General features: G+C 42.7%; 12 protein-coding genes. 8 read left to right on the top strand and 4 right to left on the bottom strand.

Annotation, left to right across the window (positions count from 1 at the left end; translation table 11 throughout):
- A partial coding sequence (locus IQ224_RS06945; protein ID WP_194032760.1) for a transposase occupies nucleotides 1–202 on the top strand: 202 nt, incomplete at its 5' end.
- 75 nt (nucleotides 203–277) lie between these two features.
- Here the strand turns inward: IQ224_RS06945 and IQ224_RS06940 are convergent.
- Entirely contained in the window at nucleotides 278–769 is a 492-nt protein-coding gene (locus tag IQ224_RS06940; protein WP_002747686.1) for a GNAT family N-acetyltransferase, read from the bottom strand.
- An 82-nt stretch (nucleotides 770–851) separates the two neighbouring features.
- Nucleotides 852–6,989: a translocation/assembly module TamB domain-containing protein gene (locus IQ224_RS06935; RefSeq protein ID WP_194032759.1), complete on the bottom strand. Its 6,138-nt coding sequence runs from the start codon at nucleotides 6,987–6,989 to the stop codon at nucleotides 852–854.
- A 460-nt stretch (nucleotides 6,990–7,449) separates the two neighbouring features.
- Here IQ224_RS06935 and IQ224_RS06930 point away from each other — a divergent pair, with 460 nt between their 5' ends.
- Together IQ224_RS06930 and zwf are read left to right on the top strand one after the other, a co-directional pair.
- On the top strand, nucleotides 7,450–8,652 hold the full coding sequence (locus tag IQ224_RS06930; protein WP_002747684.1) for a DUF3747 domain-containing protein: 1,203 nt from the start codon (nucleotides 7,450–7,452) through the stop codon (nucleotides 8,650–8,652).
- Between the two features lie 316 nt (nucleotides 8,653–8,968).
- Entirely contained in the window at nucleotides 8,969–10,498 is a 1,530-nt protein-coding gene (gene zwf / locus IQ224_RS06925; RefSeq protein WP_036402568.1) for a glucose-6-phosphate dehydrogenase, read from the top strand.
- A gap of 44 nt (nucleotides 10,499–10,542) precedes the next feature.
- Here the strand turns inward: zwf and IQ224_RS06920 are convergent, their stop codons facing one another.
- Nucleotides 10,543–10,683: a hypothetical protein gene (locus tag IQ224_RS06920; RefSeq protein WP_194032758.1), complete on the bottom strand. Its 141-nt coding sequence runs from the start codon at nucleotides 10,681–10,683 to the stop codon at nucleotides 10,543–10,545.
- Here IQ224_RS06920 and opcA point away from each other — a divergent pair.
- Nucleotides 10,682–12,037 carry a glucose-6-phosphate dehydrogenase assembly protein OpcA gene (gene opcA / locus IQ224_RS06915; protein ID WP_194032757.1) on the top strand — a complete coding sequence of 452 codons (1,356 nt, stop codon included), beginning with the start codon at nucleotides 10,682–10,684 and terminating at the stop codon, nucleotides 12,035–12,037. The genes IQ224_RS06920 and opcA overlap by 2 nt on opposite strands.
- 259 nt (nucleotides 12,038–12,296) lie before the next feature.
- Entirely contained in the window at nucleotides 12,297–12,881 is a 585-nt protein-coding gene (locus IQ224_RS06910) for a Uma2 family endonuclease (protein ID WP_002772096.1), read from the top strand.
- Nucleotides 12,882–13,028: 147 nt separating this feature from the next.
- On the opposite strand, the gene pgk is transcribed toward IQ224_RS06910, so the two are convergent.
- Complete coding sequence (gene pgk, locus IQ224_RS06905; protein ID WP_016516026.1) at nucleotides 13,029–14,237, bottom strand: phosphoglycerate kinase; 1,209 nt, start codon at nucleotides 14,235–14,237, stop codon at nucleotides 13,029–13,031.
- 163 nt (nucleotides 14,238–14,400) lie between these two features.
- Here pgk and IQ224_RS06900 point away from each other — a divergent pair, with 163 nt between their 5' ends.
- The 3 genes from IQ224_RS06900 to IQ224_RS06890 all read left to right on the top strand — a co-directional run bounded on the left by IQ224_RS06900 (nucleotide 14,401) and on the right by IQ224_RS06890 (nucleotide 15,986).
- The gene (locus IQ224_RS06900) at nucleotides 14,401–14,811 is read left to right on the top strand and encodes a universal stress protein (protein WP_194032756.1); all 411 of its coding nucleotides are present in this window, start codon (nucleotides 14,401–14,403) and stop codon (nucleotides 14,809–14,811) included.
- Nucleotides 14,812–15,329: 518 nt separating this feature from the next.
- Entirely contained in the window at nucleotides 15,330–15,812 is a 483-nt protein-coding gene (locus IQ224_RS06895; protein WP_002737469.1) for a photosystem I reaction center protein subunit XI, read from the top strand.
- Nucleotides 15,813–15,869: 57 nt separating this feature from the next.
- Nucleotides 15,870–15,986: a photosystem I reaction center subunit VIII gene (locus tag IQ224_RS06890; protein WP_002737043.1), complete on the top strand. Its 117-nt coding sequence runs from the start codon at nucleotides 15,870–15,872 to the stop codon at nucleotides 15,984–15,986.
- The last annotated feature ends 79 nt before the right edge of the window (nucleotides 15,987–16,065 follow it).

Genomic DNA, 16,065 nt, shown 5'->3' with positions numbered 1-16,065 from the left:
CTCCAGTGTTTTTACTAAGAGTTGTCAAACAATCCGAAACTGGTTTGGAGAAATAATTAGTTATTTCGAGCGAAGGACAACGAATGGGGTGGTCGAGGGAATCAACAATAAACTTAAACTAATAAAAAGAAGAGGCTATGGCTTTAGAAACTTTCGGGATTTTTGGGTTAGAAGTATGTTGTCTTGGCATCTTGTATGTTGATTTAGCATAAAGAGTAACGAAGAGCCTATTCAATTAAGTCTAGAATTTAGTCTAGCTATGGGAAGAATTGCCTACTTAAGCGACTTTTTTCCCTAAAATGACCACATCAGCCAGAAAATCGTCTAGTTCGGCAATTTGAGGTAAATAACCCCATCGTTGAAAGCCGAATTTTTCAAAGAGACAAATACTGGCTTGATTGTGGGCAAAAATAATACAGATAAGATTAGATATACCCAATTGGGGACAGCGCTCCAAGGCATATTCTACTAATAATTTACCGATTCCACGACCTTGATAATCGGGGGAAATATATAAACTAACCTCTGCCGTTTTTTGGTAAGCGACACGACCATAAAACATCTGTAAACTCAGCCAACCCACTACCCGACCTTCGATCGCTATTACCCAAATGGGATACTGTTCAGGATCGTGCTTTTTAAACCATTCTCGCCGACTTTCGAGGGAAATAGGCTTTAAATCTGCGGTTGCCTTGCGAGTGGGAACAGCAGCATTATAAATCTCGATAATTGTTGGTAAATCTGTTTCTTTAGCCTCGCGAATAATCATAGAATATCAAGTAAGATGAAGTATAACCTAATTTTCCCTTGTCTCCTAACTTCTGAACTCTCCTATATCTCTCAATATTACCTTAAAATTGAGTTTGATAGCGGACGGTAAACTCATTCAAATTGTAATCGTAGGAGAAGCGGATAAAAGACTGGGAATTAACTCGATAGACGGTTTCCAAATTGGGAAGAATATTAAAATCCGTTGCTCCAATCGCATTACTAACCGCATTCTCCACATCATACACGACTCCTTGAGCTAAGAGGGGAATCGCCAACTGAACCACTCCAAACTGAATTAATTGTTCTGTATTTTTCCCCTGTAAACCATTAAAAACCGACAGCAATTGTTCCCCCAACAGTCGAACGATTTCCCCTTGGCTGCGGGGGGGAGTGCTAGTTAATTTAACTAGGGGAGTATTAAGCAATCCCTCATCTTCACCTCTAGCAAAAGCCACTGCTTGTAAACAATTAGCAGCTTTTTGTAATTCTGCATTTGTATAGTTTTCCTCTAGGGGAAAAGGGGGACTATCGGGACGAATTTGGCACACTTCATTAATATTACGGCCTAAATTTGGTAGCAAGCGGTTTAATTCCCCTTCAACGCTGAGGGTGACATCGATCCTTTGAATGCGATTCAGACTATCATCGGGAATTTCATTATTAGGAAAATCCCCCCCTGGACGGGAGATAGCAAAATCGCGAGATTGAGAAAATTCGCTGAGAATTGTTCGCAGTTGAATATCAACAAAGGGATTAAAAAGTCCCAACCCGCGACTAGAATCAAAAACAATAACATTTTGATTGCGTCGGTTAAGAAGAAAACGAGTATCGATGTAGCTAACCCGTCCCCGATCGAGATTAATCACTCCATTGGTTTGTAATTTCTCCAGTGAAGTGAGCGAACCGTTCAAGGTTAAAGCACCACTAAAATCAAATTGATACAAAGGTTCTTGTTCGATGGATAATCCCGCTAAAGACACTTGGAAATTATTTAAAACTGGAGTAATATTGGTCGTCTGAGGAATGTTGAGAGGCTGCAGCCAGCGACTCACTGGTTTATCCGTTTCTTGATTAATTTCTGGGGTGCGAGGAAGAAAAACTTTACCCCGAGAAAGACGCACATTACCCCCGATAATTGGTTGTTGAATTGTTCCCGTTACCATGGCATTCCCAGCAATTAATCCCCGATAAAGACCATTAATTGCTATATCTCCCTCTTGAATATTAACTGTTAAGGGATTAGGATTATTTTTGATGGCTTGAAAGAAAGGTAAAACTCCCACCACAGAAATTTGTCTGTCAGCGATCAAGCCTTGTAATTCCTCTACTGTTAAGCTTTCAGGGGTTAACCCAATGCGGCCATTTACGGTTAAAATCTCTGGAAAAGCAACACTGCGGATAGCGGCATTATTGAGAGTAACTATACCATTTGCTTCTAAATCTTTGATTTTTAAGCCTTCTTTTATATCTAATCTTCCCGTCGCTGAAAGAACTACCTCTCCCTCACCTTTAACCCATTCGATGGCGTTTTGACTGATAGCTTCAATTAATTTGAGTGCATCGGTTCCTAATTTTGCTTGGATTTTTAATTGATCATTACTCGGTAAGGGAGGATAGGGAATGCTGGCATAGAGTTGGATTGATTCGGAGGAGGTTGTCCGCAAATCAAAACGATACTGATTATAGGTAAATAAACCAATTATATCTTGATTAATATTTTGGGCATTAATTGCACCATCAATAAAGCCAAAGTTACCCTGAATACGAGGATTTAATAAAGTTCCTGTAATTTGACCTTGAGTTTTTAGACTACCAGATACATCCAAGGGAAACTGCACAAAATTTCTCAAGAGATCGAGAGAAAGATTTTCCACGGCAAAAGTCCCCTCTACTTTTTTTAAGGAAAAATCACCCGCTAAAAATACGGAAGAATCTCGTGATTTTAATCTAATCGGTTCTATCCTGAGCAACTGACGATTTAAGTTAAGATTAATTGTTACTTCATCAATGGGAATTAATTGGGTATCGGTGGTGACAATTCCGAGAGGTTTAACAATATTTACTGTCGGTCTTTGGGGTCGCCATTCCCATCGATTGCCCTGAAATTGTACGCTAAGATCGGGATTTTTTAAAGTCCCAGTTAAGGCTATATTTGCTTGATAACGACCACGAAAATCTAGTTCAGACGGTATCCCAACTACCCCCCTTTCCCCTGCTAATTGCTGGATTATTTCTTCAATTTTTGCCCGCAAATTTACCTGTTCTGCTAGGGAAGCTTCGGGATTACCTACTCCTAGGGGACTAAGTTGAATAGCTGGGTTATTCTCAGAGGAGAAAAAGTTGATTAAACTGGTTAAATCATAGATACTAGCAACTGATAATAAATCTTGAATATAACCTTGATCTACCCTGAGTTTAGCTTCTATTTCCTGGGTTCGCCAATTAAATAAACCTTGCAGATTATATTGACTTGCACCCGCTTGTAAACTACCTTCTTGCAGTTGAACTATAGAATCCCGATAAAACAAATTTGCCGTTAATTTTTCCCCGATTAAGTTACCTAAACTAGGTCGATTAATCTCTAGTTGTCCCTCACCCTGTAGGTTAAATAAATTGATGTCTAAATTAGCACTCAATTGGCCAGTAATAATCCCCGGAATATTGTAGGCTGCCGTGGGAGATATTTTCAGGATTTCTAGGGGAAAATCGGCAATCTGAACATTTAAATTTTCTCCGCTTCGTTTAGCTGTTGCTAAAAAAGGAGTTTTATTTCCAAAAGCTTGGCGGATATTTATCCCTAAGGGAAGATAGGGCAAGAGACAATTATTTTGTTGACAAGGATCGAAAGTTAGGTCAATAATGTCCTGATTTCCCCGCAGATTTAAACTAATATTTTGACCGATTCCTGCTTGAATTGTTCCTTTTAGTAGGGGTTCAAAGAGTCGCTCATTAATGCTAAAGTTAGCTAAATTTATATCTCCTTTGATTCGTATATTTCCCACTTTTTGCCAAGCACTTAAGAGATTTTTTCCCGTGATTTGTCCTTGAAATTCTCCGATCCCTGTTAGTGTCGATTCTTTGGGTTTTAGGTTAGAATCAATCGGTAAAAGCGATATAATCTGAGTTAGCGGTACAGCAGCAAGGTCGGTTTTTGCCTGTAGATTTAAGTTAACCTCAGAGATATCGGGTTGACTGGTAAGATTAGCTAAAAGAATATTTCCTCGCACATTAAAGCTATTTTCTCCCCACTGTGCCGAAAGATTATTAATCTGAATTGGTGTTACTCGCTGCCAAATTTCTTTAATATTTCCCGCTAAATTGGCACTAAAATCTAGGTTAGGAATCGAGATTGATTTGACTCCCCCCAATTGCCTTAGTAGGACAGCGGGATCAAGATTAGCGGCAATAATATCACTTTGCCAGAAATTATTATTCAGTTGTGCCTTAGCTTTAATCTCTCCTTTAGCTACATTAATACGAGAGTTAAAAACTGCTTTAATACTGCTTAAGTTCAGTCGTTTTTCTAGCAGAGAGTCGAAAATAGTTTGGGCATTTCCTGTTGCTTGAAACTTCGTTTGGTAAATATTCAACGCCAGGGGAATATTAGTCTGAAAACGCTCTAAACTACCGAGAATATTAAAAATACCTTTGTTTAACTGAATATCAGTATTAATCGGATTATTATCCACTAACAAGCGAGTATTTACTCTAGCATTGATGGTGGACAGATTTGGTATTTTCCCCGCTAGTAAATTATTGATTGCACCAGTGAAATTGACTTGGGTTTTTCCTAGACTAACAGGAATATTTATCTTGGGTAAAAACGGATTTAAGTTAATCCCAGTCGTATTAATTATACCGCTTAAAATACCTTGTTCCAGTTGGGCTGTCGTTCTTAAAAATCGATTATTGACAAATAACTGTATATCTCCTTCTCCGCGCCAAGTTTTTAAATCCGTTAAAGTACCACTAATCAGAGAATTTATTCCACCAGCAAAGCTGATTTTTGTCCTGCCTAAACTAACGGGAACTGTTAAATTTTCCACTAGAGGATTGAGACTAATTCCCCCGGTGTTAACTGTTCCTGTCAGGAAACCTCGATTCAGTTTGGCTGTGGCAATTAAAGGATTATTATCTACTAATAACTCCATATTTCCTTGACCTTGCCAACTGCTGAAAATATTATTTTTATTATTCAGCAATTCCCCTAAATAACCCTGTAAATTAATTTGCGATTGCGTTAATTTAACCTGAGTTGGTAAGTTAGGCAATAGGGAATTAATCGGCAATCCCGCTAAGACAGCTTTAGCCTGAAGATTTCCTTGCGATACTTGACTATTGACTAAAATTGTGCCTTGTTTACTGCTAATTTTTAAGTTAGCAATTCCGTTTAAAGTATTAACATTGAGTTGATCAATTTTGCCACTAACTTGAATATTAGCTGTCTCTAAACTTAAGGGTTCTAAGGTTTTTAGGTAGGGGCAAATAATATCTAAATATTGACAAACGATAGGCACAAAAGGAGTCAATAAAAAGTTATTACCCGTGATTTTTGCCTGGACTAATTTGCTAGTAAAATCACTATTAGCATTAACCTGTAGTTTGCCAGTATTTGTTTTAATGACCGTATCGGTTAAATTGATTTTGTTGCCTCCTAAAAATACTTTGCCCTCCCCAGCAACATTGATTAATCCTGACTGATTAACCGCGGGTATTTGCCAATTAATTAATAATTGGGGCAGTCCTAAACTACCTCTAGCTTTGATGTTAGCTTGCAGATCGCTTATATTAATTTGATCAGGAATTGTGGCCAATTTAGATAAAATTTTTCTTGTGGGAAAATTTGCTTGTAAATTCAAATCAATCGGCATTTTTGTCCCGTCAAGAGGTTGATTTTTTTGCAGGGATTGCAGAATATTTAATTGCAATTTTCCTTCCCCTTTAATTTCTCCACCTGCAACGGGTTTAATTTGAATTTTATCTAAACTAAGACTATTGAGATTTGTTTGAAAATTACTGGTTATTGATTGAATGGGAATTTGCTCAAAAATAATCGGTTTGCTGCTGCTAACGGTTCCTTTAATTAGAGGTTGATCTAATTTTCCCGTCACTTGAAAAGTAGAGCGTGCCTCTCCCCGTAAATCTAGAGGTGATTGCAGATAAATAATTCTTAAAAGCTGTTGTAAATCCACCGATTCTAGCGCGACCTTGAGATGATAACCAGTTTGCCAATTTACTTCTCCCTTCACCTCAGTTTTAATCTTGCCAATACTTGCGGTCGCCTGTTCGACTAATACTTTATCTCCCTGTAAATTTAACTTAGTTGTTAGCTTAATTGGATACTGGAAAGGTTGGAATTTACCCGCCAAATCTGTCACCTGAAAATTTCCATTTCCTTCGGTTTGATTTAGCTTTGCCCAACTGGGAATATTGAGAGCAATATTAGCATTTACTTGTCCTTGATTTAATTGGAAATTGCTCCGAGGAATTAAAGTTAATAGTTCATTTAAGTTCAAACTATCAATCTGAAGATTAGTTTGACTTTCGCCCGTTTTTAACGCCGTTTCTCCTTGAATTTTTACTTGACTTTTGAGAATTTCTGCGCTAAAATCGTAGGTGAGAGGTTGCCTTTGATTATCGATGAATCTTCCCTGACCATCGGCATTAATTTCTATCGGGTTTTTCAGGGCATAGGGTTGGATAGTAATGTCTCCCTTCTCCACCTGAAAACCCAGGTTTAACCTGATGAGTGCCTCCCGATCTAAGTTACTAGCTATTTTTTCTAAATTATCGAGCCATTGACCATTTTTATCCTGATCGAGATAAATACTGGGATTAATTAACTTGACATCAACTGGCAGCGGCAGACCTAAAAGTAACGGCAGCGGATTTAATCCCAATTCGATCGCATCAATAGATAAACTATCAGCAGAATTGTCCGTAGCTGGAATTTCCGATTTACCGATACGAATGCGATTAAAATAAAAGCCCTCTATCTTACCTACCCTGACAGGTCTGTGCAGCATTTCACTGAAGATATTATCTAAAATCGGAGTGAGACGTTCATAAACTAAATAACGAGTCGTAAAATAGCCAAGGGAGGTAATTCCTAGGAGAGTAATTCCCCCAAAAATTAAAGTAGAAGGGCGACAGAAAAATCGACCAAGACTCAGAAAAAGATTAGGACGAGGAGAAGGATCACCAGGGGAGTTACTCATAATTGTTTACCTCACACACACCAAAGAAAGGGCAATGGCTCACCAGAGCTAATGAACTATGATAATTCACCGCGGCACTGATAGCCCTCAATCGATTAATTGCCATTTTTTAGGCAATTATTGGGCTTAAATCCTGTGAGGAAGTCAAGGGCTGCGGCCAATTAAAAGCCTCTCTCCCCATCTTAGCCTAAGACTCGAATGGCTGGCTAAAATTTTCAACAATTCGCCAAAATCTCGCCAGTTTGAACAGCTAACCGAGCTAATATTGATCAACCCACCAGTTCAAGCAGAATATTGCTAGTATCAATAGGTTCGGAAATTGAAGATTGAGAGAAAAGTTGTGCAGACAGACAACAATCCGGCGCAGTCTGGAACAACAACCGGAAGTATTCAGTCTTAGAATAGTGGGATTAGCACGTCTATTATTTTTACTGCAAAAATCGTCTTATAGATAAAGATCATGAAAGCTAGATTATCGATCGCCCTAACCGCCCTAATGACCTTGGGCATAACTGCCACACCAGCGGCCAACTTTGACGAACAGGACATCGAGCAGACCCAGGTAGTAGCGATCGCTCGTCCCTACGGAGGTAATAAATTTGACCTGCTAGTCTTGGAACAAATCCAGGGAAAACAGAAGTGTTGGAGCGAAAGCGGCTCAAATCCCGTCATGATCGACCCGCTGCTTCTCAACTTTGACTTTACCGGCATTTGTCGCCGCGCCACCGATAGTAATGGTTATTCTATCCGTCTCGATGGCCGGGATTTTGGGCTAGATTACATCCTGCGTATTGTGGAACGCAATGGCGAATTATACTTAGTGGGAACTCCCCGGGATGCTCGCAGACCGGAATTAGTGGTGGGAAAAACCCGAGGAATGCAAACGGGATTTATGAAAATTATCCTCGAACCGGGTTGGAGATTTAGCCGTCGTACTTTCCAAGGCAAAAGTTTAGGCCACTTCTACTTTAGCGGCAAAGAAACGGAAGTTCTCGCAGCCGCCGGCAGACCTCCTATCAACGAAACCACTCCTCCCCCCACTGCCCCCCCCACTTCCGGGGCCAGTTTCCGGGATATTAGCGGCGATATCTATAAAACTGAGATTGAAAAAGCGATCGCGCTTGGGGTAGTGGCTGGTTTTAAAGAAGATAACAGCTTCCGCCCCGAAAATCCCGTTACCAGGGAACAATTCATCTCGATGATTATTGAGGGGATGGGAACTGTCACCAAAATTAACCTAGAAGAGATTCCCCCCGGCAGCGGCAGTTTTAACGATGTGGACGCGACGCGTTGGAGTGCCAAAAAAATCCAATGGGCCCGGGCTAATGGTATTGTTGCCGGCAAAGCTAACGGCGAATTCCGTCCGGGCGACCCCATCACCCGGGCCGAATTGATGGCGATTCTCAAACAGGCCGCCACCTACCTGAAAACTCAGCAAAAACAAGCCCCCGATTTGGCCCAAACTAAAACCCCCGCCAATTTTTCCGATACTTCTGGTCATTGGGCCGCTGGTTTAATTACCCAGATGTCGGGATTTTGCGCTGTGGCCTCTCCCTTGAACGAACAGGGTAGTGCTTTTGTACCAAATGATCCCACCCGTCGTAACTACGCAGCAGCCGCCATCGTCCGTACCCTCGATTGTGTTAAAACCGCCAAAAAATAAGTAGGGTTTGCGGCAAAAAGTTTTTCCTAGGGGTAGGGTGTGGGGTTTCACCCATTTTTGGGTGGTCAATTAGCTAAAATTCAGGGAAAAAGTCCCTGAATTTTCCCCCCGCTCACTCCCATGCCCAGAACTTTTTGAGATCAAAAAGGCCTAAAGATATTATCCAATTACTGATGACTGATGACCGATGACTGATTACTGATTACTGGTCACTGATTACTGATTACTGATTGTGGTTATTAATTTTTACTTTAGGTATGCCGTCGAGTATTCCCGCTAGACTGGAAAATAATGCACCTCGGCTAGACAAAATCCTATGGTAAAGCTGCTCGAAAATCCTCTCCGAGTGGGATTGCGACAAGAAAGAACCCCAGAACCCTTAATCTTAGTCATTTTTGGGGCATCGGGAGACTTAACCCAAAGAAAACTGGTTCCTGCTCTCTATCAACTGAAACGGGAAAGACGACTACCGGCCGAATTAACCATCGTCGGTACAGCGCGCCGAGAGTGGAGTCATGATTATTTTCGCCAACAGATGCGCCAAGGCATCGAAGAATTTTCCGACGGGATTGGTAGTGAGGAATATTGGCAAGACTTCGCCCAAGGGTTGTACTATTTCCCTGGCAACATGGACGACCCAGAAAGTTACGCCAAAATGAAAGTCTTTCTGGAAGAATTAGACGGAATCCGGGGAACTCGTGGCAATCGAGTCTTTTATCTAGCGGTTTCTCCTAATTTCTTTCCCCCCGGTCTTAAAAACCTCGGGGCAGCCGGAATGCTGAAAGACCCAATTAAACACCGGTTAGTGATCGAAAAACCCTTTGGCAAAGACCTCAGTTCTGCCCAAGTTCTCAATCGAGTCGTACAAGAGGTTTGTCAGGAGAACCAAGTTTATCGCATTGACCACTATTTGGGCAAGGAAACCGTCCAAAACTTGCTGGTGTTCCGATTTGCTAACGCCATCTTTGAACCCCTCTGGAATCGTCAATTTATCGATCACGTCCAGATTACCGTGGCCGAAACCGTGGGAGTGGAGGAGCGGGCCGGATATTACGAAAAATCGGGGGCTTTGCGGGATATGGTGCAAAATCACCTGATGCAGTTATTCTGCTTAACGGCGATGGAAGCACCCAACGCTATTAACGCTGATAGTGTCCGTGGCGAAAAAGTCAAAGTCCTGCAAGCGACTCACCTGGCCGATATTAATAACCTGGAAAAATCCGCCATCCGCGGCCAGTATAAAGCTGGTTGGATGAAAGGAAAACCCATTCCGGGCTATCGGGAAGAACCGGGGGTTAATCCCGAATCGACCACCCCCACCTACGTGGCCATGAAATTAATGGTAGATAACTGGCGTTGGCAAGGTGTCCCCTTCTATCTGCGTACTGGTAAACGTCTGCCCAAAAAAGTTTCCGAGATTGCCATTCAATTCCGCCATGTGCCGTTATTAATCTTCCAATCGGCAGCCCAACAAACTAATGCAAATGTACTGAGTATGCGGATTCAGCCTAACGAAGGTATTGCCCTCCGTTTTGAGGCGAAAATGCCGGGGTCGGAATTACGCACACGCACGGTAGAAATGGACTTTAGTTATGGTTCCTCCTTCGGTGTCACCAGCGCCGATGCCTATAATCGCCTACTTTTAGACGCTATGCTAGGAGATCAAACCCTATTTACCCGTTCTGACGAGGTAGAAGAAGCATGGCGCATCGTTACTCCTGCTCTTGCCGCTTGGGACGCTCCCGCCGATCCTGCCTCCGTACCCCAATACGAAGCGGGTACCTGGGAACCCACAGAAGCGGAATTTCTCCTTAACCGCGATGGCCGTCGTTGGCGACGACTCTAAAACAGTGAACAGTGACCAGTAATCAGTAAACAGTAAACAGTAAACTAAAAACTCACATCTGATAACTGGTAACTGGTAACTGATAACTGATAACTGGTAACTGATAACTGATAACTGGTAACTGATAACTGATAACTGGTAACTGATAACTGAATCACTGATAATTGATAACTGATAACTGACATGACTACCCAAAGCCCCCCCATTGTCTCCCTGCAAGCACCAAAAGATGTTTCCATCGATGTGATCGAGCAGGAACTGCGCGATATCTGGCAATCCTATAATGATAATCAGGATGGTATGGCCGCCACCCGGGCCACCACCTTTAGCTTTATTGTCTATGAACCCGATGCGGTACAGGAATTGTTAACCCTTCTCGGCTATTACACTGGCCCGATTGATGGTATTGCCGGTCCGCGGACCCACGCCGCCATCAAAGTCGCCCAGAAGGACCTAGAACTAGAAGTAACTGGGCTTTCTAGCGATGAATTTGTCGCTCGGTTAAGGGCGGCCTGGGAAGCGGAAAAAAACGCCGAGGATGGGGCTAATCATCGTCAATACGCCGCCGATTTGGATGCGATTGGGGTGGCAGATGCGATCGCCGCTTCCAATCCCTGTCGCATTATTACCCTCTGTCCCACTGCCGAGGCCGATGAAGGGGTAAAAGCCTCCGTTTCTGCCTATTGTCCCGTTAACAAACGTAGTCAGAACACTTTAGTTTGCTGTGAATACGTCACTTTAAGCGGTACGGCGGAAGCTTTGGAACGAATTGGTGGCATTATTTCCGAGTTAACTATTCCCAGTTTGCCCAAATTTCTCTGGTGGAAAGCCAGTCCCGATGGCGAATATGGACTATTTAAGCGTCTGGCCAGTCAATGTGATAGGATTATCGTCGATTCCAGCACTTTTCGGGAACCAGAAACGGAACTGCTGCAGGTGGGGGATTTATTAGCCACAGATGTACCATTGGCTGACCTAAACTGGAGTCGTCTCGCCCCTTGGCAAGAACTAACCGCCGAAGCTTTTGATCCGCCGGAGCGCCGGGATGCTATTCTGGAAGTCGATCGCATTACTATTGATTACGAAAAGGGCAATCCTTGCCAAGCTTTTATGTTCCTCGGTTGGATGGCCAGCCGGTTACAATGGCGACCGGTGGGATATAGTCACCGGTCGGGAGATTACGCTATTCATCGGATTAGCTTCCTCGGTCAGGACCAGCGTTTAATTGAGGCGGAATTAGCTGGTATTCCCGTGGCCGATTGGGGTGAGATACAAGGGGATCTGATTAGTATTAAACTCAGTTCTACTAATCTTCAGGCTGATTGTTGCACGGTAATTTGTTCGGGAACTACCGGCTGTATGCGGATGGAAGCTTCGGGAGGGGCCCAATCTTGCCGGGTTGAACAAGTGTCCCATCTGGAAGACCAAAAAACAGAAACTCTGCTAGGTAAACAGTTACAGCGTTGGGGCCAGGACGTGCTTTATCAAGAAAGCATGAAAGTCACCGGTGCTATCCTCAAATTATCCCAACCAGATTAACAAATTAACAACAATAATCCCACCCACTTTGGAGAGACCTTGTTAACAAGGTCTCTCCATATTTATACAGCAGTCAGCACCTGATTAAAACCGATAATTGTAAGTAGGTAGGCGTTAAAAATTATCAGACACCCCCCTTATCAAGGGGGGCAGGGGGGATCGAACCTAAAATCCATTTTTAATTTAATTATAACCAGCTACTTACCTTTTCGGAAAACAGGTTATTATAAAAACAGAGCTTTGCTTTCAAGGGGGCAATATGGTCGCAACCACTGAGAAACGCTACACAGTCGCAGAATACTTTCAACTAGAGGAAACTGCCACCGACAGACACGAGTATCGAGATGGAGAAATTATTATTATGACCGGGGGAACTCCTAACCATAATCGCATTGCGGGAAATTTTTACAGAAGATTTCCCTTAACTATCCAGAATCAAGCCTATGATATATTTATCACCGATCTACGCTTGGCAATACCCGCCTATAATGTGTACACTTATCCCGATATTATGATCGTCAAGGGAGAACCAATTCTTGAAAGAGGACGCACCGATACGATTACCAATCCACAGGTGATTATCGAGGTTTTATCAAAATCTACTCAAGACTATAATCGGGGTGATAAGTTTAAATTTTACCGTTCTCTTAATAGTTTTGAAGAATATATTTTAATTGATCAATATGGTTATTATATCGAACAATTTCATAAAAGGGGCGATCATTGGGCATTTCGAGATTATCACGATCAAGAAGCAATTTTAACTTTGTTTTCTCTAGATTTTCAAATATCCCTGACAGATTTATATCAGCGAGTGGATTTTACTGCGATTGAAGTATCCTAATGACGCAACTATTTTTGTTGAAAAAGTCTTGATATGATTAACTCCCAATCCAACTTGAAAAACCCACTCCCTAATTCATAATTCATAATTCATAAAAAAAAGGTGGGCCAGCACCCACCTTGTTTAAACCTTAGATATTAGCGATAATTAGGCCTCATCGAGAGCGGCAATACCGGGTAAAACCTTCCCTTCGAGTAATTCCAAACTAGCGCCACCACCGGTGGAAATATGGCTCATTTTTTCCGCCACTCCCACTTTTTCTACCGCCGCTACCGAGTCACCACCACCGATAATGGTAGTTGTACCCGTAGCGGTTAAATCGGCTAAAGTGTGAGCGATCGCATCTGTACCCGCCGCAAATTTATCGAACTCGAACACCCCCATGGGGCCATTCCAGAGGACAGATTTACAGTTAGATAAAGCTTTTTGGAAAACTTTAACTGATTCAGGTCCAATATCCAATCCCATCCAACCATCGGGAATATTTTCGACCTTGACGATTTGGGACTCGGCATCTTTATCGAATTGATCCGCTAACACCACATCGGTAGGAAGGAGGAATTCCACTCCTTTTTCTTTAGCTTTCGCTTCCAGGGATTTGGCTAATTCCAGTTTGTCCTCTTCCACCAAAGACTTACCAACACTTAAACCGCGGGCCTTGTAGAAAGTAAAGATCATACCGCCACCGATGAGCAGTTTATCGCACTTTTCTAATAAAGTTTCGATCACGCCAATTTTACTAGAAACCTTAGAACCGCCGATAATCGCCGCTAGGGGACGTTGGGGAGTTTCAATAGCTGCTTGTAGGTAGTTTAACTCTTTTTCAATCAAATAACCCGCCACCGAGGGGCTGAGATAGTGGGTAACGCCTTCCGTGGAAGCGTGGGCGCGGTGGGCGGTACCAAAAGCATCATTAACGTATAAATCGGCATTAGCGGCTAATTTTTTGGCAAAATCGGGATCATTTGCCTCCTCTTCACCGTGGAAACGCAGATTTTCTAAAAGGGCCACTTGACCGTTAGACATTTGACTAATCGCTGCCGTCACTCCCTCACCAATAGAATCGGGACACATGATTACTTCTTGTCCCAATAATTCCGAGAGACGTTTAGCCACAGGAGTCAGACGCAAATTTTCTTTAACTTGACCGTCGGGGCGACCCATGTGGCTGCATAAAATAACCTTAGCCCCTTTTTTGATTAAATCCTCAATAGTTGGTAGTGCCGCCCGAATGCGGGTATCATCGCTGATTGCCCCGGTGGCTTTGTCCATGGGAACATTAAAATCGACCCGAACTAAGACCCGTTTGCCCGCTAAATCAGCCTCTGTTAAATTCGCTACTGTTTTTTTTGGCACAGCCCATAACCTCCTAGATTGCTTACCGTACAATAAAGATTAAATCAGGGTATCGCTACTTGCGGCAATTACTTTGACAAAGATTATTTCAGATTTGGGGATCAGTTTTGCAGTTCCAAGACTGATTTGCTCAGAAAAATTTGATTGGAGAGACTTGCTAATTATGTTTGAGACGATTTTATTTCCCATCGACCACAGCCGCGAAAGTCGCGACGCTACCAGTAGCGTGATCGAATTAGTCAAAATCTTTGACAGTCGTTTGGTCCTGTTGTCGGTGGTGGAAACAACACCCACCGGAGAAATTGCCCCCGACGATAAGATGAGTTCGATCGAAGCGGTGGATAGATTGTTACAATCAGCGCAAGCGATTTTTGCCCAAGCTGGCATCAAGGCGGAAATGATTGAAAGGGAGGGAATGCCTTCTTTTGTCATCTGTGATGTAGCCGATGAAATTAATGCTCACCTGATTGTTATGGGTTGTCGCGGTTTAGGATTAACTAGCGAAGGTGTGTCCGAAAGCGTCACCACCAAAGTTATTAACCTTGCCCCCTGTCCAGTGTTGATTATCCCTTAATCAGTGAGCAGTTATCAGTGAGCAGTTATCAGTGAGCAGTTATAGCGTTTCCTAAGCTAGTGAGGTACACCTATTTTTCTTCCCTTTTGCCTCTTGCATGAGTGCATGAGTGCCTAAAACCCATAACTTTTGTAGCTCAGCAGACTGAAAAAGGCTATATCATACTAAATCCAGTTATTAAAGACTGATTATCTATTCCTCCTTTTGCCCCTTGCCCCTTGCCTCTTGCCTATCCTGATATGTAGCCTATACTCAACGGATTTAGTATCAGATGTGAGTTTTCAGTTCACTGTTTACTGTTTACTGGACGGCTACGCCGTGCCTTTGGCAACACTGAAACCAGGCTCCCCACTCCCCCGTCTCCTGAGAGAAATGTAACGAATTGTGAGAGTTTCAGCCGTCAACCCTTGAAAACTCGATCGATGGGGTTGCTTGAAGTAATTCTTAGGCCTAAAGTGTAATCTTAAAGTTTTATGATCAATTTTCCTGTTGATCGGAAAAAGGAGAACTCAAACACAATGGCTGAAACTGGATACAAACAGGTGGTGACACCCTACAATGATGATCCGTTCATTGGTCATCTAGCTACCCCCATTTCCGCTTCTGGTTTTACCAAAGCTTTTATTGGTAACTTACCTGCCTATCGTCCCGGTCTAGCTCCGATTCTGCGCGGTCTAGAAGTGGGTATGGCCCACGGTTATTTCCTCGGTGGTCCCTGGGTTGTCCTGGGTCCCCTGAGAGACTCGGAATATGCTAATCTCGGCGGCTTAATCCCCGCTTTAGCCATGGTTCTCTTGGCTACGGGTTGTTTAGCTAGTTATGGTCTTGTCTCCTTCCAAGGTAAGGCCGCTAGTGGTGATCCTCTGCAATCCTCCGAGGGTTGGAGTCAATTCGCCGCCGGTTTCTTTATTGGTGGTATGGGTGGCGCTTTTGTGGCCTATTTCCTCCTAGAAAATCTTGGTGTCGTTGATGGCATCATGCGCGGGGTTTTTAATCAATAATTAACCCTTGTTCTACCTGATTATCATTTCCTTATTTTTTTACTAGGAGCATTTGACATGACTGGTGCCTACGCAGCTTCTTATCTGCCTTGGATTTTAATCCCGATCGTCTGTTGGTTAATGCCAGCCGTAGTGATGGGTTTGTTATTTATCTATATCGAAAGTGAGTCCTAATTTAGCCTAGGATTCCTACAATTAAGGACTTGAAAATTAGCTATTTTATAGTTAGTTTTCGAGTCCTATTTTCTGAGGA

Source organism: Microcystis sp. LEGE 00066, from assembly GCF_015207925.1.
Classification (GTDB): Bacteria; Cyanobacteriota; Cyanobacteriia; order Cyanobacteriales; family Microcystaceae; genus Microcystis; species Microcystis ichthyoblabe_A.
This window is presented reverse-complemented; position numbering and strand designations above follow the sequence as displayed.

Excerpts from the sequence above, each read along its gene's own strand:
- IQ224_RS06900 (WP_194032756.1), top strand. The coding sequence starts at position 14,401 with ATGTTTGAGACGATTTTATTTCCCATCGACCACAGCCGCGAAAGTCGC.
- zwf (WP_036402568.1), top strand. The coding sequence starts at position 8,969 with ATGGTAAAGCTGCTCGAAAATCCTCTCCGAGTGGGATTGCGACAAGAA.
- IQ224_RS06930 (WP_002747684.1), top strand. The coding sequence starts at position 7,450 with ATGAAAGCTAGATTATCGATCGCCCTAACCGCCCTAATGACCTTGGGC.
- IQ224_RS06920 (WP_194032758.1), bottom strand. The coding sequence starts at position 10,683 with ATGTCAGTTATCAGTTATCAATTATCAGTGATTCAGTTATCAGTTACC.
- IQ224_RS06910 (WP_002772096.1), top strand. The coding sequence starts at position 12,297 with ATGGTCGCAACCACTGAGAAACGCTACACAGTCGCAGAATACTTTCAA.
- opcA (WP_194032757.1), top strand. The coding sequence starts at position 10,682 with ATGACTACCCAAAGCCCCCCCATTGTCTCCCTGCAAGCACCAAAAGAT.
- IQ224_RS06890 (WP_002737043.1), top strand. The coding sequence starts at position 15,870 with ATGACTGGTGCCTACGCAGCTTCTTATCTGCCTTGGATTTTAATCCCG.
- IQ224_RS06895 (WP_002737469.1), top strand. The coding sequence starts at position 15,330 with ATGGCTGAAACTGGATACAAACAGGTGGTGACACCCTACAATGATGAT.
- IQ224_RS06940 (WP_002747686.1), bottom strand. The coding sequence starts at position 769 with ATGATTATTCGCGAGGCTAAAGAAACAGATTTACCAACAATTATCGAG.
- IQ224_RS06935 (WP_194032759.1), bottom strand. The coding sequence starts at position 6,989 with ATGAGTAACTCCCCTGGTGATCCTTCTCCTCGTCCTAATCTTTTTCTG.